The organism is Rhodospirillum sp. A1_3_36 (assembly GCF_047263945.1).
In the GTDB taxonomy this organism is placed as follows: Bacteria; Pseudomonadota; Alphaproteobacteria; order Rhodospirillales; family Rhodospirillaceae; genus Rhodospirillum.
Genome location: NZ_JBLAVB010000007.1, coordinates 19,278 through 37,050, shown reverse-complemented (window position 1 = coordinate 37,050; position 17,773 = coordinate 19,278). Strand labels below are relative to the sequence as shown.

Here is a 17,773-nt window from a genome sequence, read left to right as displayed (position 1 = left end):
GCGGCGTGGGTTTCACCCCGCGCCGCTTTGGTACAAAAGGTCAACTCGGTGTGGTGACCGCCACGTCAGAATCCACGAACAATGCCGTATTCCCGTTGGTGTATATCGTATAGGACTCCGGGGTGTTGTCCGAGTCGGCAACGGCATCCATGGAAACGGTTCCCCCTGCAGTCCAGCCCCCATCCGACAGAATGATCGTATCGTCGGCATCACCGGTGACGATGGCAAACCCGTCAAGGGACGAGGCTGTGAGTCCCGACCCACTGGGCAGAATGCCCGCCAGAGCATCCGTATCGCCGTTCAGGGCTTGTACTCCCTGTTGGCTGATCCCCAGGGAGAGCCCTCCCGACCTGTCGGCCAGGGTCAAAACCTCAAACTGCTCCACCTTGCCTTCGGCGATGGCCTCAAGGCTGAATCCGGTCATGTCGTCGCCCAGGACCAAGGTATCCAGCCCCTTTCCCCCATCCAGGAAACCGTTGAATTCCGAGACATCTCCCCGCAGGGTGAAGCTGTCTGCGCCATCCAGCAGCAGGACCACGTCGTTCCCGCCCTGTCCGTCAAAACTTTCGGCACCAGTGGTTCCCACGTAGACATCCTGACCACTGGTGGCGGATCCCCCCGTAACGGAAAGCCCCTCCATGTGGAGGCCCGTCCCGTCATAGGTGGGCTTGGCCACGGTATTGGCCACCCCTGCGACCCGAGTGATCAGGGACTCATCGTTGAAGGTGAAGTCCGTCCGAGTGGCATTGGCCCAACTGATCAGGTCCAGGGAATCCCCGTTCTGAATATGGTAACTCCCGGAGTCCGTTCCGGAGACCAGCGTGACCTCCGTCCCTTCCACGGACAAGGTTCCTCCGATGAAATGCAGGGCGTCGTAATCCGTCCCCGCCGCAGTCCCCCCCTGCAGATCGAAGCTCAGGTGGAGATTGGTATCCAGGGACAGGGTCCCGGGACGGCTGATCGTCAGATTGCCGATGCCCTCCGACGTCCCCGGATCGATGGTTCCATGCAGGGTGAAACCGTCGTTCACGGTCAGGGTGCCCGAGCCATTGAGCAGGCCATTGTTCACAAAGGCACCATTATTGGCGTCATCGGTGCTTTCCAGGGTAACCGTGCCCGCGACGGTGAAGGTTCCGTCGTTGGTCAATATGGCGCTGTCCTGGAGCAGGATCCGGCTGGCGCTGTCGGTCAGATGCCCGGTGTTGGTCAGATTGCCCTTCAGGGTCAGGTCCGTACCGGAGAAAGCCGACGTCCCGCTCAGGGCAACCGTCTGGTCCAAATCCAGGGTTCCGCCACTAAAGGCGAAATCTCCGGAGGAGGTGAGCACCCCGGTCCCATCGATCAGGCCAGAAGAAAGACTCAAGCTTCCTGTGGACGACAGGCTGCCGTTTACGGTCAAGCCTCCCCCCGACACCGTGAGGAAGGCGCCGCTTTCCACCGTCGAGGTCCCGCTGTTCAGGATCAGGTTCCCGCCCGAAACAGTCAGGTGCCCCCCATCGGAAATGATCCCTCCCCGGGTTGTGACCGATCCGACCGTGAAGCTGGCCGGATCGGTGGTCTTGATGATCCATTTCACCAGTTCACTGACACCAACACCGCCCGACCAGTTGCCCGCAGATTGGAAGTCGGCATGTGCCGTGTCCCCTTGCCAAACGGTGGTCACATCATTGACCGTGACCGTCGCTGTCTGAACCGTGGAGGCCGTATCCCCGTTGGAGGTTTCCGTCGCCGTTGCCGTGACCGTCAGGGTAAACGAGCCCGTATAGGAGCTGTCCGGCACCAGCTTGATCGCCTTGGTTGCCTGTTCTGCGGTCAGGGAGACAGTCCCGTCCGCGTTCTTGGCGATTGTCTCTCCGTCGACGGTGACCGAGACCGCATTGGGAATGCCCGACAGCACCAGCCCCATGGTCTCGCTGCCGTCCGTATCCGTCAGGGACGCGGACAGCGAGAGGGTCACCTGCTCTCCCCGATCAACCGTGAGACCCGCCCCCGTCCTGGAGGTCGCTGCCTTCAGGACATCCAGCCACCCCCCATCCTGTGTTCCATTGGGCGCCGTATTATACCAGTCCGCGCCCAAATAGCTGATCTGGCCAGTGCCATAGGACATCAAGGCCACCGTCGTGACGGCCCCGTTGGTATAGATCGACGTGCTACCCGACGGCAGGGTGGAGGTGGTGAACCCCCGCGTGGCATTCAGCCAGGGAATGGTCGACGCCGTGGAGGAAAAAACCGTCTCCGCCGCCGCCTCGGTCTTGGTCGACGCGCCGGGAACCGCAACATGGGTCAAGGAAAAATCGAAGAGATCGTTCAGAAGATCCGCGTCGCCAGAAGAGTGCGCCCCCATGACGATCAACGTCCCGCCATTGCTGACGTAATTCCGGATGGCTGCCTTCGCACCCTCGGTCAAGGCGTCAACCCAGGACGACCGCCCTTCTCCCAGTTCCGGAATCGCAAACACATCAGCGTTGGCCAGTGCCGCTGTCAAGGATGACTCGTCGAAAGCCGTCAATTTGGACACCGCGTGCCCATTGTCCTGAAACGTCAGAAACAGGTTGTCCGCCTCGGCCTCGGAACTGCCATCCGGCGAGGAATCCACGTAGGTGTCGTTATCGAAAACCACGATGGAACCGCTCGAAATCAGGCCCCCTTCCCCGCCAACCGTCAGACTGGGCGCATCCGCCACCGCCGCAACCGTCACGGCCGCCGTGTCCGTCACGGTATAAGAGGAGCCCGTGGCGCCGTAGGTCGCCGTGAAGGTCAGCGTGAAATCTGCGTCGCTATTGGACGCCGGGGTGACCTTCAGAGAAGCCATATTTCCGAGGTCAGCGCTGGAGGAAATCACCCACCCACCGACCGCCGCATCATAGGTTCCCAAGGACAGGGAGGCGCCACTGGGGAGGCCCGTCACCAACACCTTGGTCAGCGTATCCTCCGACCCATTGGCCGAAAGCGTGGGATTTAGCGAAATAGCTGTGTCCTCGGCCCCGGACGCATCGGCCACAGCGAAGGTGGCCTTGGGGGCCTCCTGGCCCGTGGAAGGAGTCTCCTCGACCGTGGAGGGGGTCTCCTCGACCGTGGAGATCCCACTCAACTGGGCTCCGTCCTGGATGGCCAGGGTTTTGCCATCCAAGGTAAAGGTATTGTAGGTGACACCAGATTCGGTAGTGGTTCCGCTGAACGACCACCCGGTCGCAGAAACCGTATCGTCCCCTCCGGCCTTCACATAAAGCGTGTTACCGAAGATGGCCGACCAACTGGTGGAAGATCCAACCACCAGGGTATTGGCCCCTGTCCCCAACTCCATCCGCTCCATGCTGGAAATCTCGGAATACCAAGTAGAGGTCAGGTTTAGCGTGGCTCCGTTCTGCACCAGGATGGTATCGGTCCCGTCCCCGCCCCGATAGAGGTCATTGCCAGCGGAATAGACCAAGACGTCATCTCCGCTTCCGCCTTCCAGGGTGTCCGTGCCCCCAGCGCCGTCCAAAGTATCGTTGCCCCCCGCGCCGCCCTGCAGAATGTTGTTGGCAGCGTTACCGGTGATGCTATCGGATCCGTCGCCGCCCAAAACATGCTCAATGCCGTACAGAACATCGGTGTCGATATCTACGCCATTGGCCCGCCCCGTGGTCAGGTTGACGGTGATCGCATGAGTCGCGGAGGGATACTTCACCCAGTCATTGACACTGTCATCGTCGGTCTCGCTTGAGCCCCCGAAATAGGTGTCATTGCCATGCCCGGAGCCACCGATGATGATGTCGTCGCCCGATCCACCATAGACAATATCGTCACCACCGTTGGTCTTCAGAATGTCATTTCCCGCCCCTCCGAAAACCAGATCATTTCCGCTGCCGGTCGTGATCTCATCACCGCCGCTGCCGCCGGTGATTTCAAGGGGAAGCGTTGAATTCGGATCGTTATAGACCCCCCCGGAAAACGCAACCACATACCGCCCATTGTTGAGTGACGTCCCGGAGGAGTCGGCGGTTTCCTCAGTACCGGTCTCCTCATTTTGCCATGTCTCCCCATAGCCATCAGTCCGAACGATATCGCCGGAGGTGCTCTTGTAGATATCCAGGACGGAATTGGTGATCTTGTTGATCAGATCCGCCACACTACCCGTATTCCCGCCACTGCCCTGGCCTGTTCCCCTGCCCACCACATCGAAGGGATCGACATAACTGGGATCCTGATCAATGATCTCCGCCACATTCGACAGACCATCCCAATTTGTATCCAGATTTCCCTGGTCCCCGCTCTTGCCGTCCTCGCCACCGTCCGATGGCAAAAAGTCCAGGGAACGGTTCAGATCTTCATCCTGGCGCATCTCCAGTTCATTGGCTGAGAACCGAGAGACATTTAATTCCACTTGATCCAGTACGTCAGACAGGGTCACCTTGATACCGTCATAGGGCAGATTCAGGGTCTGGCTTTGCCCGTTCAAACCGGTAAAAATGATCTCGCCCGTCGTGTCATTGGCTTCGGGCAGCAGAACCACTTGGAAGTTCAGGCCCAAGGCATTGGCCCGGCCAGCCAAGCCGTTCAAATCCTCCAGGTTCGTCCCCTCGGGCACCACCAACGTGATAACGCCCTTGGTTCCCCGAATGCCGATGGTGCCCACGGGGGTGGCCACGGTCATGGCGTCCGGACCATTCTTGGCGACCTCGCCGGACACAAAGGAAAAGACGCCGGAAACGAGACTGACCGCAGACGTCCCCTCTCCCGTGCCCGGGTCATAAACCATCTCGTCCAGGACCATCCGGCCACTTCCCCCAAGGGAGAAAGCCGAACCATCAACAAAGGTAATGCCCACCGCACCATCCCCAGAGGTGGAAACGACATCGCCTTGGTAAATGGGATCGCCGGCCTGGACTTCGACCAAGGTCCCATCGGTTCGAATGACCGTCACGGTCCCCTCGGCCCGGGTTACGGAACCGATGGCGCCAATTCCTTCGTTGACCGTAGCAGCCTGAGCCACCTGCCCCGGAGCCATGCCCCCGGTCAGGCGGTCTACCAAAGCCGCAGATATGGTCACCCCCCCAGGTCCCACCAGGGCCGGAGGGGTTTCCGAACCAAAGTAATCCGAAATGAGAACGGGAGGGCCGTCCGGACCATGAAGGATCAGGTCATTCCCGTCACGACCATAGTCCCCAGCCACCAGAAGCCGCGCACCGCCCGGCCAATTGGCGAGGTCCTCAACGCCCAGAGTCAGGTAATCAGGGCCAGACGGGACATTTTCTCCCCCCTTTTCCCCCATGAACAGCGCGCCACCCGCTTCCGCAGGTGAGGCAACACCCGTTTCGTTCAGACTCATATCTCGGCTCCACACGAACCGCCTCAAGGCTGGCGTCGGCTCTATTATCCAAGGTCAAGCCTCAAATTTGGCCCACCTTCTCAAGTTCACTGTTCCTACCCTCTAACGGCCATCCTCTCACATCCGATAGCCGCCCTGAAATAAGTAAACCCTAAAATAAGAAAAGCACAACCACATTAAAGATCAGGATAAAACCCATGGAGAAAATTTAGAAACACATTAACAATACTAGGTAGTATTTATTCATGAGATCAGCCCACCCTTTTCAAGGAAGGAAAGGGAAAACCAGTTTTCCTCCCGCTTTCTCCCCAAAGAAAATGCAAAACATTTCCCGCTATTCAACGAAGACCACAACCTGCTTGGAGACGTTCCCCGGAGAGGGTAAAAAATCCCTAGCTTTAGGCAGTGGAGGCCGTAAATCAAATCTATTCACGCACCCTGCCCCGGTACACAACACGACTGTGTCTCGTCTTTTTTGGGCGATTGCCCAAGCCCATTTGGGGGCCAATGCCCCCAAACCCCCATTTTTCTTTAACAAATAAAAGCTCGGGGTCTGCTGGGGTCGACGGCCCCAGTGGGGGACGGGGCAAAGCCCCGTGATGGGCCACCCCTGTCGTGTACCGTTCATCCGGCCACGAAAAGGCGCCCCCTTGGAAGCGGCCAAGGAGCCGCCGCGCCTTCCGGCACGGTAAAGCCTGCGTGACATGTGAACGCAGGAAAAAACGGCGCAGGTTTCAGCCTGCGCCGCTTGATGTAACAATCGTCAGGCGGCGCGAACCCGTGAAACGAAAGCATCGACTTCCCGGCCCAATTTTTCAGATTGCTGGGACACCCCCCTGGCGGATCCAAGCACCTGATTCGAGGCAACACCGGCTTCCGTCGTCGCTTTGGCCACGTCAGTGATATTGACCGTTACGTCCTGGGTTCCCTTCGCAGCCTGCTCGATATTGCAAGCGATCTCCCGCGTTGCCGCCGCCTGCTGTTCGACTGCGGATGAAATGGCACCGGCAATGGAGTCAATCTCACTGATTGTCTGCCCAATCGAACTCATCGCCTTGACGGCCTGGTCCGAAGCCGCCTGAATGTCGGCGATCTGACCACTGATCCGATCCGTCGCCTTGGCTGTCTGCCCCGCCAAACTTTTGACTTCATTGGCAACCACGGCGAACCCCTTGCCCGCCTCGCCCGCGCGCGCCGCCTCAATCGTGGCGTTCAGCGCCAGAAGATTCGTTTGCGAGGCAATATCCGTAATCATGCCAAGCACCTCGCCAATCTCCTGCGCGGCCTCTGCCAAACTTTGTATCTGCCTGTTCGTGACGTCCATTTCCTGAACCGCGCCAGAAGCAACGCGCGCCGACTGCTGCACTTGCCGACCAATTTCGCCAATCGACGAGGTCAATTCTTCCGTCGCGGACGCCACCGTCTGAACATTGGCCGCTGTCTGTTCGGTCGCCGCTGCCACGGTCGATGACCGCATTCCCGCATGCTCCACCGCCTTCGACATCGCCTGAGCCGTTGCCTCCATTTCGACGGCCGCCCCCGTCACCGCCCTCACGACATCACCAACCGAAGCTTCGAATTGGTCAGCCATCTGGTCCATGGCGACACGCTTTTCCTCCCTGGCTCGGATCTCTGCCTCCGCTTGTTCCGCCTCCAGCCGAACCTTTTCGACGGCATTCGCCTTAAACACCTGGACGGCACCGGCCATCTGCCCGATTTCATCTCGGCGGTTGGTCGCGGGAACATCGGTATCCAATGCGCCTTCGGCCAGGCGAAGCATGGCGTTTACCATCGCCCGGATCGGACCAACAATGCTTCGGACGGTAAAGCCCCCAATCAGAACAACAAGAAACAAGGCAACAGTCGCCACCGTTGCGGTCATCGTCGTCGTACTTGATGAGACACGATCGAAAACACCGCCTGCATCGTCGGCCTCGTGACGCAAAGACTGGAGGATAGCTCTGTATTTTTCCGCCATTATACTGACTTGAGAATCAATTTCTCCGTCCAGATCCCGGATATCGGACGTGAACTGATCACTCTCCTTCAACAGGGGCAACATCTTCCCTTCAAAAAGATCGACCAAAGCGAGATAGGCCTTTTTCGCGTCTTGATTGAGATGCACATTCTCAGGCTGAATGACAATTCCGCTGACAAGGCCGATCTGCCGCTCCATGTGAGTCTTCGCGGCCTCCCAGGCCTCCGCCGTGGCCTTGAAATCACGATTAATCTCGGCATCAGCAATAATTTGGTACAAACGAGGAACCATATCGGACAACTCGAAAATTAAGAACGTATTCGTCACTCTTTGTGTACTTTCGTCCTGAAGGGCGGAAAGCTTTTGGATAGAAACATAACTCAGGACACAAATACCTAAGAGAGCGATCAATGAAGCAAAAAAACCTGCAGATATCCTAATAGACACACCTATATTCATTTTCATCTCCAGGTTAGAGAAAGGACAGATTCAAATTCTGACATATACTGTCGCTTCATTGACGGGAAACAGTAACTGCCGAAATCATAGAAGCCTATGTAATTTGGAAATTACAACTAAAATAGAACAGCATGCCGTCTTTTCATGAATTGCAAGCCCTTAATTTAAAAAACGAGACATCAGCACATGTTTTCAGAAGGAAAAAAATCGTTCAAAAAAAGGGTCTTTCCGAACTAATTTTATTCATTCTAATTTCAGAAAGTAAAATGGGACTCATTCCATTCGGTCCTCACTTCAGAGAAACAGGCTCCTTCCTCCAAAGACGACGCAATGGATTCGACAAGTCGACCTCCCCCTCTCATTCCATCGAATGGCTTGCCTCGCCCTTCCTTTCAGCCGGAGGCATATTGGAGGATCTGGAACAAAAAAACCGCCCGGGAGGATGGGCTCCCGGGCGGTTGTTTTGGTTTGGAGAGGGAAGGATGGGCTCCCACTCTCCACCCCATATTCGACAGGTGACTAGCGGGTCAGATCGTAGCTGTAATCGGTGACCGCCGTGTCGATGGTGTCCAGATCCATGGTATCGAAGATCTTGTCCAGCAGGGTGGTCAGCACGCGCAGGCTGCCCTGGTAGAACATGGTCGGGAACCGGTGGTGGTGGTGCCGGTCGAAGATCGGGAAGGTCAGGCGAATCAAGGGGATGCCCAGATCCCGCTCCAGGTACTTGCCGTAGGAGTTGCCGATCAGGTAATCGGCGGGCTCGGTGGCGAGCAGGGAGCGCAGGTGCCACAGATCCTTGCCTGCCCACACCTGGGTATCCTTTCCGAAGGGGCTGGCTTCCAGCATCGCCTTCATCTTCTTTTCCCAGGGCTTCTTGGCGTTGGTGCACAGAACGTGGACCGGCTCGATGCCCAACTCCAGCAGGAAGCGGGTCATCCCGATGCAGAAGTCCGGATCGCCGTAGACGGCCATCTTCTTGCCGTGCAGCCAGGACATGGAGTCGGCCATGGCATCAACCAGACGACCGCGTTCCTTGGCCAGTTCCTCGGGGATCGCCTTGCCGGTCAGCTCGGCGACTTTCATCAGGAATTCATCGGTGGCCTGCACACCCATCGGGTAGTGGAAGGCGGCGGTCTCTTGGCCCAAGCCTTTGATGTAGCTGAGGGTCTGCGGGGTGCAGGCCTCGGTCAAGGACAGGGTGGCCTTGGCGTTCAGGGCCTCCAAAGTCTCTTCCTGGGTGGTCCCGCCGTCATACATGCGGAACTCGCCGTCGGTCGGGGTGTCATAGACATCCGAGGTGTCGGAGAGAACCGTGTAGTCGACCTCCATCATGTTCAGGACGCGCTTCAGTTCGCGGATGTTCGCCACGCCGTAGCCGTCGAAACCGGGGATCACGTTGATCTTGCCGGTGACCTCGCCCCGGGTTTCCTTGGCCCAGAACGCGGTCAGAATGCCCTTCATCATGTTGTCGTAGCCGGTGACATGGCTGCCGACGAAGGACGGGGTGTGGGCGAAGGGGACCTTGAAGTCGGCGGGGATGCTGCCCTTTTCCTTCGCGTTGCCGATGAAGGCGGACAGGTCATCACCAATGACTTCGGCCATGCAGGAGGTGCAGACTGCGATCATCTTGGGTTTGTACAGCGCATAGGCGTTGGCCAAACCGTCGATCATGTTGTTCAGACCACCGAACACCGCCGCGTCTTCGGTCATGGAGTCGGATACCAGGGAGGAGGCATCCTTGAAGTGACGGGACAGGTGCGACCGGAAGTAGGCCGCGCAGCCTTGCGAGCCATGGACGTAGCCCAGGGTGCCATCGAAACCGGCGGAGGCATACAGAGACCCGAGAGGCTGACAGGCCTTGTTGGGGTTGACGGTCAGCGCCGTCCGTTCCAGATTCTTCTCCCGGTATTCCCAGGACTTGGTCCACTCGGCCACTTCGGCGATCTTCTCGTCGGAGTAGGCGCCTTCAAAGGTGGCCCGTTTCTTGGCGAGCATGTCCTTGTACTCAGGCTCGCGGAAAAGGGGCATGTGGTCCTTAATCTTATCAGCGCTCTGGGGCATCTGATTTTCTCCCATGACTGGTGGGTCAATGACGACTGGTTACGGGTTTATTCGGCGGCTTCCTTGGTCGCCCAGGGAGTCTTGTGCATGGCCCAGACCGGATTGTTGATGGCCATGTCCATGTCGCGCGCGAAGATCGCGAACCCGTCGTAACCGTGGTAGGGACCCGAGTAGTCCCAGGAGTGCATTTGGCGGAACGGCACACCCATCTTCTGGACGGCGTACTTTTCCTTAATGCCCGAACCAACCAGATCGGGGCGCATTTTCTCGACAAACTTCTCCAGTTCGAAACCGGTCACGTCGTCAAAAATCAGCGTGCCTTCCTTGGCGTATTCGGTGGTGCGCTGGTAGTCGTCGTTATGGGCAAATTCGTAGCCCGCGCCGCAGATCTCCATGCCGAGATCTTCGTAGGCGGTGATCACGTGACGGGGACGCAGACCGCCCACGTACAGCATGACGGACTTGCCCTTCAGCCGGGGCTCATACTTGGCGATCACCGCGTCCACGAGCGGACGGTACTTGGCGATCACTTCCTCGGCCTTCGCCTGGATGGTCTCGTCAAACTGCTTGGCGATGGTGCGAATCGATTTCTCGATCTGCGAGGGACCGAAGAAGTTATATTCGATCCAGGGAATGTTGTACTTCTCTTCCATATGGCGGCAGATGTAGTTCATCGACCGGTAGCAGTGGATGAGATTCAGCTTCGCCTTGGGCGCGCGCTCGATTTCGGACAGGGTCGCGTCACCGGACCACTGGGCGACGACCCGCAGGCCCATCTCTTCCAGCAGAATGCGCGAGGCCCAGGCATCGCCACCGATGTTGTAGTCACCGATGATGTTGACGTCATAGGCGCCCTGGGTGAAGCCGTCCTCGGTCACTTCATCGCGGGAGAAGACCCAGTCGCGGATGGCGTCATTCGCCAGGTGGTGACCCAGGGACTGGGACACACCGCGGAAGCCTTCGCAGCGGACGGGGACGATCGGCAGACCGATGTCCTTGGACTTCTTGCGGGCGACGGCCTCGATGTCGTCTCCGATCAGACCAATCGGACATTCGGACTGGATGGACACACCGCGAGCCAGCGGAAACAGCTCCTTGATTTCGTCCATGATCTTTTCGAGCTTCTTGTCGCCGCCAAAGACGATGTCCCGCTCTTGGAAATCGGAAGTGAACTGCATGGTCACGAAGGTGTCCACGCCCGTGTTGCCGATGTAGTAGTTACGGCGCTGGGACCAGGAATACTGACCACAGCCAACGGGGCCGTGGGAGATGTGGATCATGTCCTTGATCGGACCCCAGACCACGCCCTTGGATCCGGCGTAGGCGCAGCCACGGACGGTCATGGCGCCGGGGACGGACTTGACGTTGGACTTCACACCGCAAGAGCTGGCGCCCTCGCCGTCGGATTCGATGGTGCCAAGGTGCTTGGCGCGCTTCTTCTTGGCTTTGTCGGGATAGACCTCAAGGACCTCTTCAATGGCCTTTTTACCAAGGTCCGCGTCGTTGGTGTAATCGAGGCTCATGGTCCTCTCTCCTAAGTTACGGGTGTCCAGCCTGTTATTGAGGGCCCTTGGGCCCGCTGCGTCCGCCCCCGATCGTTCGGTGCCGGGGGCGGTCACGCGTGGCGAGCCTTAGTTGGCGGCAGCCTTGGCTGCGGCTTCCTTGGCCTCCAGTTCGGCGAGGGCTTCCTCGTCGGACTTCAGGATGCCGAACTCCATGAGCATGTCCTCGAGCTCTTCCATGGTGATCGGGGTGGGGATGACACCCTGGCCGGAGTTGTTGTGGATCTTCTCGGCCAGCTGACGGTATTCACCGGCCTGCTTGCTCGTGCCGTCGTACTGGATGACGGTCTGGCGGCGCAGCTCGGCGTGCTGGACGATGTTGTCGCGGGGTACGAAGTGGATCAGCTTGGAACCGAGACGGGCGGCCAGGGCCTCGGCCAGCTCGACTTCCTTGTCGGTCTGACGCTCGTTGCAGATCAGGCCACCGAGGCGGACACCGCCGGTGTGGGCATACTTCAGAATGCCCTTGGAGATGTTGTTGGCGGCATAGAGCGCCATCATCTCACCGGACATGACGATGTAGATTTCCTGGGCCTTGTTCTCGCGGATGGGCATGGCGAAGCCGCCGCAGACCACGTCGCCGAGCACGTCATAGGAGACATAATCGACGTCGTCATAGGCACCGTTTTCTTCCAGGAAGTTGATGGCGGTGATCACGCCACGACCGGCACAGCCGACGCCGGGCTCGGGGCCACCGGACTCAACGCATTTGATGTCCTTGTAGCCGATCTTCAAAACGTCTTCGAGTTCCAGGTCCTCAACGGAACCGGCCTCGGCGGCCAGGTGCAGCACGGTGTCCTGCAGCTTGGTGTTGAGGATCAGGCGGGTGGAGTCGGCCTTGGGGTCGCAACCAACGATCAGGATCTTTTGATCCATATCGACCAGGGCGGCCAGGGTGTTCTGGGAGGTGGTGGACTTGCCAATGCCACCCTTACCGTAGAAAGCGATCTGACGCAGTGCGGTCATGAAATCGGTCCTTTACACTGATTGGTCGATTTGTTCGGCGGGGCCTCGCCTCCGCCACGCTCGGACCCCTCTTTGCACGACCCGTGCCAAATCAGAAAAAAATCGCCTCACCTGTGTTTATTTGTTTATTTTCAATACATTGCCGTTTTCTCATACGGTTTGTAAGGTTTTTATAAGGGCTGTCGGAAACGCGACAAACACGACATCCTGTCGGGAGTCCGTCGCGCTCTACGCGGACTCCCGACAGGATGTCGGATCTCGCCTTCCCCCCGAACATGACAGCTCCGCCCGCGAGGCGCTTCCACCGGAGTCCCTATTAGTGCTAAGGGAAAGGGCAGACGGAGAAGACGCCGATTTTTTCACCAGCGTGGGGGGGAACCAAGGGGTGAAGGACATCGACACCGATAGCCGGTCCATTGGCCACAGCACCAACCTTGTGGGGATTCCCACGGGGGTGCTGGCCTGTTCCCGGTTCAACGAGGCCGCACCGGAGCTGCATATCTCGGGCGTCCGGGAAATGAACCGGGGACTATTCGAAATGCTGGCCGAAGCCCCGGACCTGGACAGCGCGGCAGAGGCCATCCACAAATACATGGCTGCGGTCTTCGGCCTTGATCCCGAGCAAAGGGAGAAGCCGAAGAAAAACGAAGACCCGACGGTCCGCCGCTTCCGGTCCAGCTATCTGCGCCTGCTGAAGGGGTGGGGCTATGACAGCAACGCCAAGGAAGGCGCCGTGCTCAAGGGCTGGGTGGAAAGCCGCTTCGGCCTGATTCCGACCTACCATAAGACTCGGATCGACAAATTTTCCTCGACCGCCTGGATCGAATATGTGGAGGAGAAAATGTCCTCCCGTTTCCACAACAATTCCATCTATATGCAACTGGACATTATGTACGAGTTCTGTCAGTGGTCGTTGAGACGGTTCGTCTCTCCGCTACGACCAAGGCTGACCCTGTACCGAGGGGTCAACGACTTCTCGGAACACCCTCTCGTTGAAAAAATTGACAAAACTACCCGCGTGGTCCGCATGAACAATCTGGTGTCGTTCACCGACGATCGCAGTGTCGCGGACTGTTTCGGAGATACCATCCTGGAGGCCCAAGTCCCCCTATCCAAGGTGATCTTCTTCAACACGTTGCTTCCGATCCACCCCCTCAAGGGCGAGGGGGAATATCTGGTGATCGGGGGCGACTATCTTGTGAAGGCGAGCTACTTCTGATGAGTGGACCCACACCCCATGACCGTGCCCTCGGGGCTTACCTGGGCCTCGCGGTTGGCGACGCCCTGGGCGCCACGGTCGAATTCATGACCCCGGGCGAGATCGCCACCCAATATGGACTGCACCGCAAGATGATCGGCGGCGGCTGGCTGCGGCTCAAGCCCGGTCAGGTGACCGATGACACGGAAATGTGCCTGTCCATCGGCCGGTCCCTGGCCAACAAAGGCACCTTTGACATTGTCGACATCTGCGAGGAATTCGCCCGGTGGCTGAAGTCCAAACCCGTCGACGTGGGCAACACCTGCCGCCGGGGCATCCGCCGCTACATGACCGAGGGCACCACCTTCACCCCCTATCACGATGGGGATGGGGGCAACGGGGCGGCCATGCGCAACCTTCCCGTGGCCCTGGCCACCCTGGGGCAGCCTGAGACGCTCGAGAAATGGACCCTGGAGCAGGCCCATATCACCCATAACCACCCCCTGTCCGACGCAGCGACCCTGATGTTTGGCCGCATGGTCCACATGCTGATCGCCGGGGCCGGCATGAAGGCCTGCCGGGAAGAAGCCAATCGTCTGGTGGAGCAGCATAAGACATTCCGTTTCGAACCCTACAAGGGTCAGTCCTCGGCCTATATCGTCGATACCGTACAAACGGTCCTGCACTACTATTTCGTGACCGACAGTTTCAAAAGCTGCGTGATCCAGACCGTCAACCAGGGTGGCGATGCCGACACCACCGGCGCGCTGGTGGGCATGTTGGCGGGCGCCACCTATGGCGTGCACGCCATCCCCTATGGCTGGTTGACCAGGCTGGACACCAAGGTCGAGCGGGAAATCCGCCGTCAAGTGGACGACCTGCTGGCCCAATCGGGCCTCGATTCTGGCATGGTGTAGAGCATCGAGCGGAAAAGTGGACCCGGTTTTCCGGTGCACTCGATGCTCTAACTATAGGATTCTAGATCAAATTTTCCGCCTTAAATCGATTCCGATTTAAGGCGGTTTGATCTAGTCGGGAGTCTGCGACAATGGCGACAGTGACGTTTTTTGAAAAGCCCGGGTGCAAGAACAACAGCCAGCAAAAGGCTCTGCTGACCTCTGCCGGGCATGCTCTGCTCCCCCGGAACCTGCTGACCGAACCCTGGACGGCGGAGACTCTCCGCCCCTATTTCGGGGCCAAGCCCGTCCCCGAGTGGTTCAACAAAGCCAATCCCAAGGTCAAAAGCGGCGAGATTGATCCCGCCAGCCTGACCGAAGCGCAAGCCCTGGCCCTGATGGTGGCCGAGCCCCTGTTGATCCGCCGCCCCCTGATGGCGGTTGCAGGCGAAAAACGCGCTGGCTTCGACATGGCCGAGGTGGAGGCCTGGATCGGCCTCGCCGAGGCGGCGCCCCGGGATGTGGAAACCTGCCCGAAAAGCCACCTGAGCGAACCGGAGCCCTGCCCGCCACCTAATACCAAGGTGCGGTGAGTTTGCCTCACCGCACCTTGGAAGCGGCCAAGTGGCCGCCGCGCCTTATGGCGCGTAAAAGCCCGCATGGCGTTTGAACGCAAGAAAAGCGGCGTGGGTTTAAACCCGCGCCGCTTGGTATAAGGGGTAGACTCGGCGATTGAGAGAGGCCGAGCGGTGGATCGGGACTCTGTCCTTTCCCGCATCCTGTGGCATAAGGGGGCTCTTCTTCTCCTGGAATAAAGCCTCCCATGATCCGTTTCGAAAACATCAGCAAGCAGAACAGCCATCGCATCCTCTTCCTTGATTCCTCTGCGGTTTTGAACCGGGGGGAAAAGGTGGGCTTGGTCGGCCCCAATGGCGCGGGCAAGACCACCTTGTTTCGCTTGATCACGGGCGAGGAAACGCCGGACGCGGGCCAGATGTCCGTCGAAAAGCAGATCTCCATCGGCTATTTCAACCAGGATGTGGGAGACATGGCAGGGCAAAGCGCGGTGGCCGAGGTGATGGACGGCGCCGGGCCGGTCAGCACCATTTCTGCGGAATTGGCCGAACTGGAAGCCGCCATGTGCGACCCGGACCGCGACGACATGGACGCAGTCATCGAACGCTACGGCGAGGCCCAGGCCCGCTTCGAGGACCTGGGCGGGTACGCCTTGGAGGGCCGGGCGCGGGAGGTTCTGGCGGGTTTGAGCTTCAGCCAGGAGATGATGGACGGCGACGTGGGCGCCCTGTCGGGTGGATGGAAAATGCGTGTGGCCCTGGCCCGCATTCTGCTCATGCGGCCCGATGTCATGCTGTTGGACGAACCGAGCAACCACTTGGACCTGGAAAGCCTGATCTGGCTGGAGGACTTCCTCAAGGGCTATGACGGCGCCCTGATGATCACCTCCCACGACCGGGAATTCATGAACCGGATCGTCACCAAGATCATCGAAATCGACGGGGGAACGCTGAACAGCTATTCCGGCGACTATGCCTTTTACGAGCAGCAGCGGGCGCAAAACGAAAAGCAGCAACAGGCCCAATTCGAGCGCCAGCAGGCCATGCTGGCCAAGGAGATCAAGTTCATCGAGCGCTTCAAGGCGCGGGCCTCCCATGCCTCGCAAGTGCAGAGCCGGGTGAAGAAGCTCGACAAAATCGAGCGCTTCGAGCCTCCCCGCAGCCGCCAGACCGTGGCCTTCGACATTCGGCCCGCGCCCCGCTCGGGCGATGACGTGGCCGTGCTCAAGGACCTGCGCAAGGCCTATGGGGAGAAGGTCATTCTCAACGGGCTCGACATCACCATCCGCCGCAAAGAGCGCTGGTGTGTCATGGGGGTCAATGGGGCGGGGAAATCGACGCTGCTGAAGCTGGTCGCCCAGACCGCACAGCCCGACAGCGGCAGCGTGACGGTAGGTCCCAGCGTCAAGCTGGGCTACTTCTCGCAGCATGCCATGGAGATTCTGGACGGCAGCCGCTCGGTCTATGAGTCCCTGGAGGACCACTTTCCGCAAGCGAACCAGGGGTCCTTGCGGTCGCTGGCGGGCTGTTTCGGCTTTTCCGGCGACGACGTGGAGAAGAAATGCGCCGTCCTGTCTGGCGGTGAAAAGGCCCGCTTGGTAATGGCCCTCATGCTGTTTGACCCACCCAACTTCCTGGTGCTGGACGAGCCGACCAACCACCTGGACCTCGACACCAAGGAAATGCTGATCAAGGCCCTGGCGAGCTACGAAGGCACCATGTTGTTCGTATCCCACGACCGCCATTTCCTGGCGGCGCTGTCCAACCGCGTACTGGAATTGACCCCGGACGGCATTCACCAATATGGCGGCGGCTACACGGAATACGTGGAGAACACCGGCCAGGAAGCCCCCGGCCTTCACGGGTGAGGGCGTCGGAGACAGGTGGGGAAACTGGTCATCATGTGAGGCTAGGTTGGAAAAAGGAAGCGGACACCTTGTTTAATGCAAATAGTCACACCAAGGGCGAACCTACCGTCTGTCCCAATCTGTTTCAGATTGTTCGCGATTTTCACTCCCTCTCGCGCGGCATCCCCTTCCGCTGAGAGCCAGTCTCGTCAGATTTGGCTCAAGAAGGTGATGGCAAGTGCGATAAAGAGTCCCAGCAACACAAGTGTGAATCCAGCCTTAGGAACCGGAATTTTCTAATGACCACCAGAGAGTTGACGACGATCTGTGCCGAATAGTCCTGCTCAACACGATCCCTTTCAAGGCTAGAGTCTGTGGACAATAGTGTTGTGTGCGGTCGTTATTTGTGATTCACCCTCCCTTTTGGGGAGGGAAGCATGCGTTCGGGGCGGGATAATCGTCTTTTTCTCGAGGCTGTCTTGTGGCGGGTCCGTGTTGGCGCGCCTTGGCGAGATTTGCCGCCAAGTTTTGGCAACTGGAACAGTATCTTTCGACGCTTCCGGCGCTGGGCGGAAGACGGTGTTTTCGAACGGATTTTCACCGCAGTCTCTGGTGATCCAGACTTCGAGTATGTCTTGATTGATGGAACAATCGTCAGCGTGCACCAAAAGGCAAGCGGCGCAAAAGGGGGACTTAGAATCAGGCCATTGGCCGTTCTAAAGGCGGACTGACAACCAAAATCCTGGCCCTCGTGGATGCGCTGGGCAATTTGATCCGATTTTCCCTATGGCCAGGACAGCGACATGACAGTGTTGGAGCGCCTGACTTGATTTCGGGCCTGACTTTTGGGGCTCTCCTTGCGGATAATACCCAGGTGCGGTGAGTTTGCCTCACCGCACCTTGGAAGCGGCCAAGCGGCC

The 17,773-nt window shown here is 58.8% G+C and carries 9 protein-coding genes and 1 pseudogene; 5 read left to right on the top strand and 5 right to left on the bottom strand.

Annotated features, from left to right (window positions below; genetic code table 11):
* Positions 1–40 precede the first annotated feature (40 nt).
* The 5 genes from ACLIRY_RS15595 to nifH all read right to left on the bottom strand — a co-directional run bounded on the left by ACLIRY_RS15595 (position 41) and on the right by nifH (position 12,337).
* Positions 41–5,311, bottom strand: a complete 5,271-nt coding sequence (locus ACLIRY_RS15595; protein ID WP_413206340.1) for a FecR domain-containing protein — start codon at positions 5,309–5,311, stop codon at positions 41–43.
* A 763-nt stretch (positions 5,312–6,074) separates the two neighbouring features.
* The gene (locus ACLIRY_RS15590; protein WP_413206339.1) at positions 6,075–7,754 is read right to left on the bottom strand and encodes a methyl-accepting chemotaxis protein; all 1,680 of its coding nucleotides are present in this window, start codon (positions 7,752–7,754) and stop codon (positions 6,075–6,077) included.
* A gap of 513 nt (positions 7,755–8,267) precedes the next feature.
* Positions 8,268–9,809, bottom strand: coding sequence for a nitrogenase molybdenum-iron protein subunit beta (gene nifK, locus ACLIRY_RS15585; RefSeq protein WP_413206338.1), 1,542 nt, complete (start codon positions 9,807–9,809; stop codon positions 8,268–8,270).
* Positions 9,810–9,856: 47 nt separating this feature from the next.
* Positions 9,857–11,332: a nitrogenase molybdenum-iron protein alpha chain gene (gene nifD / locus ACLIRY_RS15580; RefSeq protein WP_413206337.1), complete on the bottom strand. Its 1,476-nt coding sequence runs from the start codon at positions 11,330–11,332 to the stop codon at positions 9,857–9,859.
* A 108-nt stretch (positions 11,333–11,440) separates the two neighbouring features.
* On the bottom strand, positions 11,441–12,337 hold the full coding sequence (gene nifH, locus ACLIRY_RS15575; RefSeq protein ID WP_413206336.1) for a nitrogenase iron protein: 897 nt from the start codon (positions 12,335–12,337) through the stop codon (positions 11,441–11,443).
* A gap of 385 nt (positions 12,338–12,722) precedes the next feature.
* Between nifH and ACLIRY_RS15570 the strand changes: the two genes are divergently transcribed.
* The 5 genes and pseudogenes from ACLIRY_RS15570 to ACLIRY_RS15550 all read left to right on the top strand — a co-directional run.
* Entirely contained in the window at positions 12,723–13,556 is an 834-nt protein-coding gene (locus tag ACLIRY_RS15570; protein ID WP_413206335.1) for an NAD(+)--dinitrogen-reductase ADP-D-ribosyltransferase, read from the top strand.
* A complete protein-coding gene (gene draG, locus ACLIRY_RS15565) occupies positions 13,556–14,452 on the top strand; it encodes an ADP-ribosyl-[dinitrogen reductase] hydrolase (RefSeq protein ID WP_413206334.1) in 897 nt (298 codons plus the stop codon). The genes ACLIRY_RS15570 and draG overlap by 1 nt, the downstream gene beginning before the upstream one ends.
* A 131-nt stretch (positions 14,453–14,583) precedes the next feature.
* Positions 14,584–15,024, top strand: a complete 441-nt coding sequence (locus ACLIRY_RS15560) for an ArsC/Spx/MgsR family protein (protein WP_413206333.1) — start codon at positions 14,584–14,586, stop codon at positions 15,022–15,024.
* Between the two features lie 230 nt (positions 15,025–15,254).
* Positions 15,255–16,874: an ABC-F family ATP-binding cassette domain-containing protein gene (locus ACLIRY_RS15555; protein WP_413206332.1), complete on the top strand. Its 1,620-nt coding sequence runs from the start codon at positions 15,255–15,257 to the stop codon at positions 16,872–16,874.
* A 419-nt stretch (positions 16,875–17,293) separates the two neighbouring features.
* Positions 17,294–17,718 (top strand): annotated as a pseudogene (locus ACLIRY_RS15550) (IS5 family transposase); the annotation flags it as partial.
* Between the last annotated feature and the right edge of the window lie 55 nt (positions 17,719–17,773).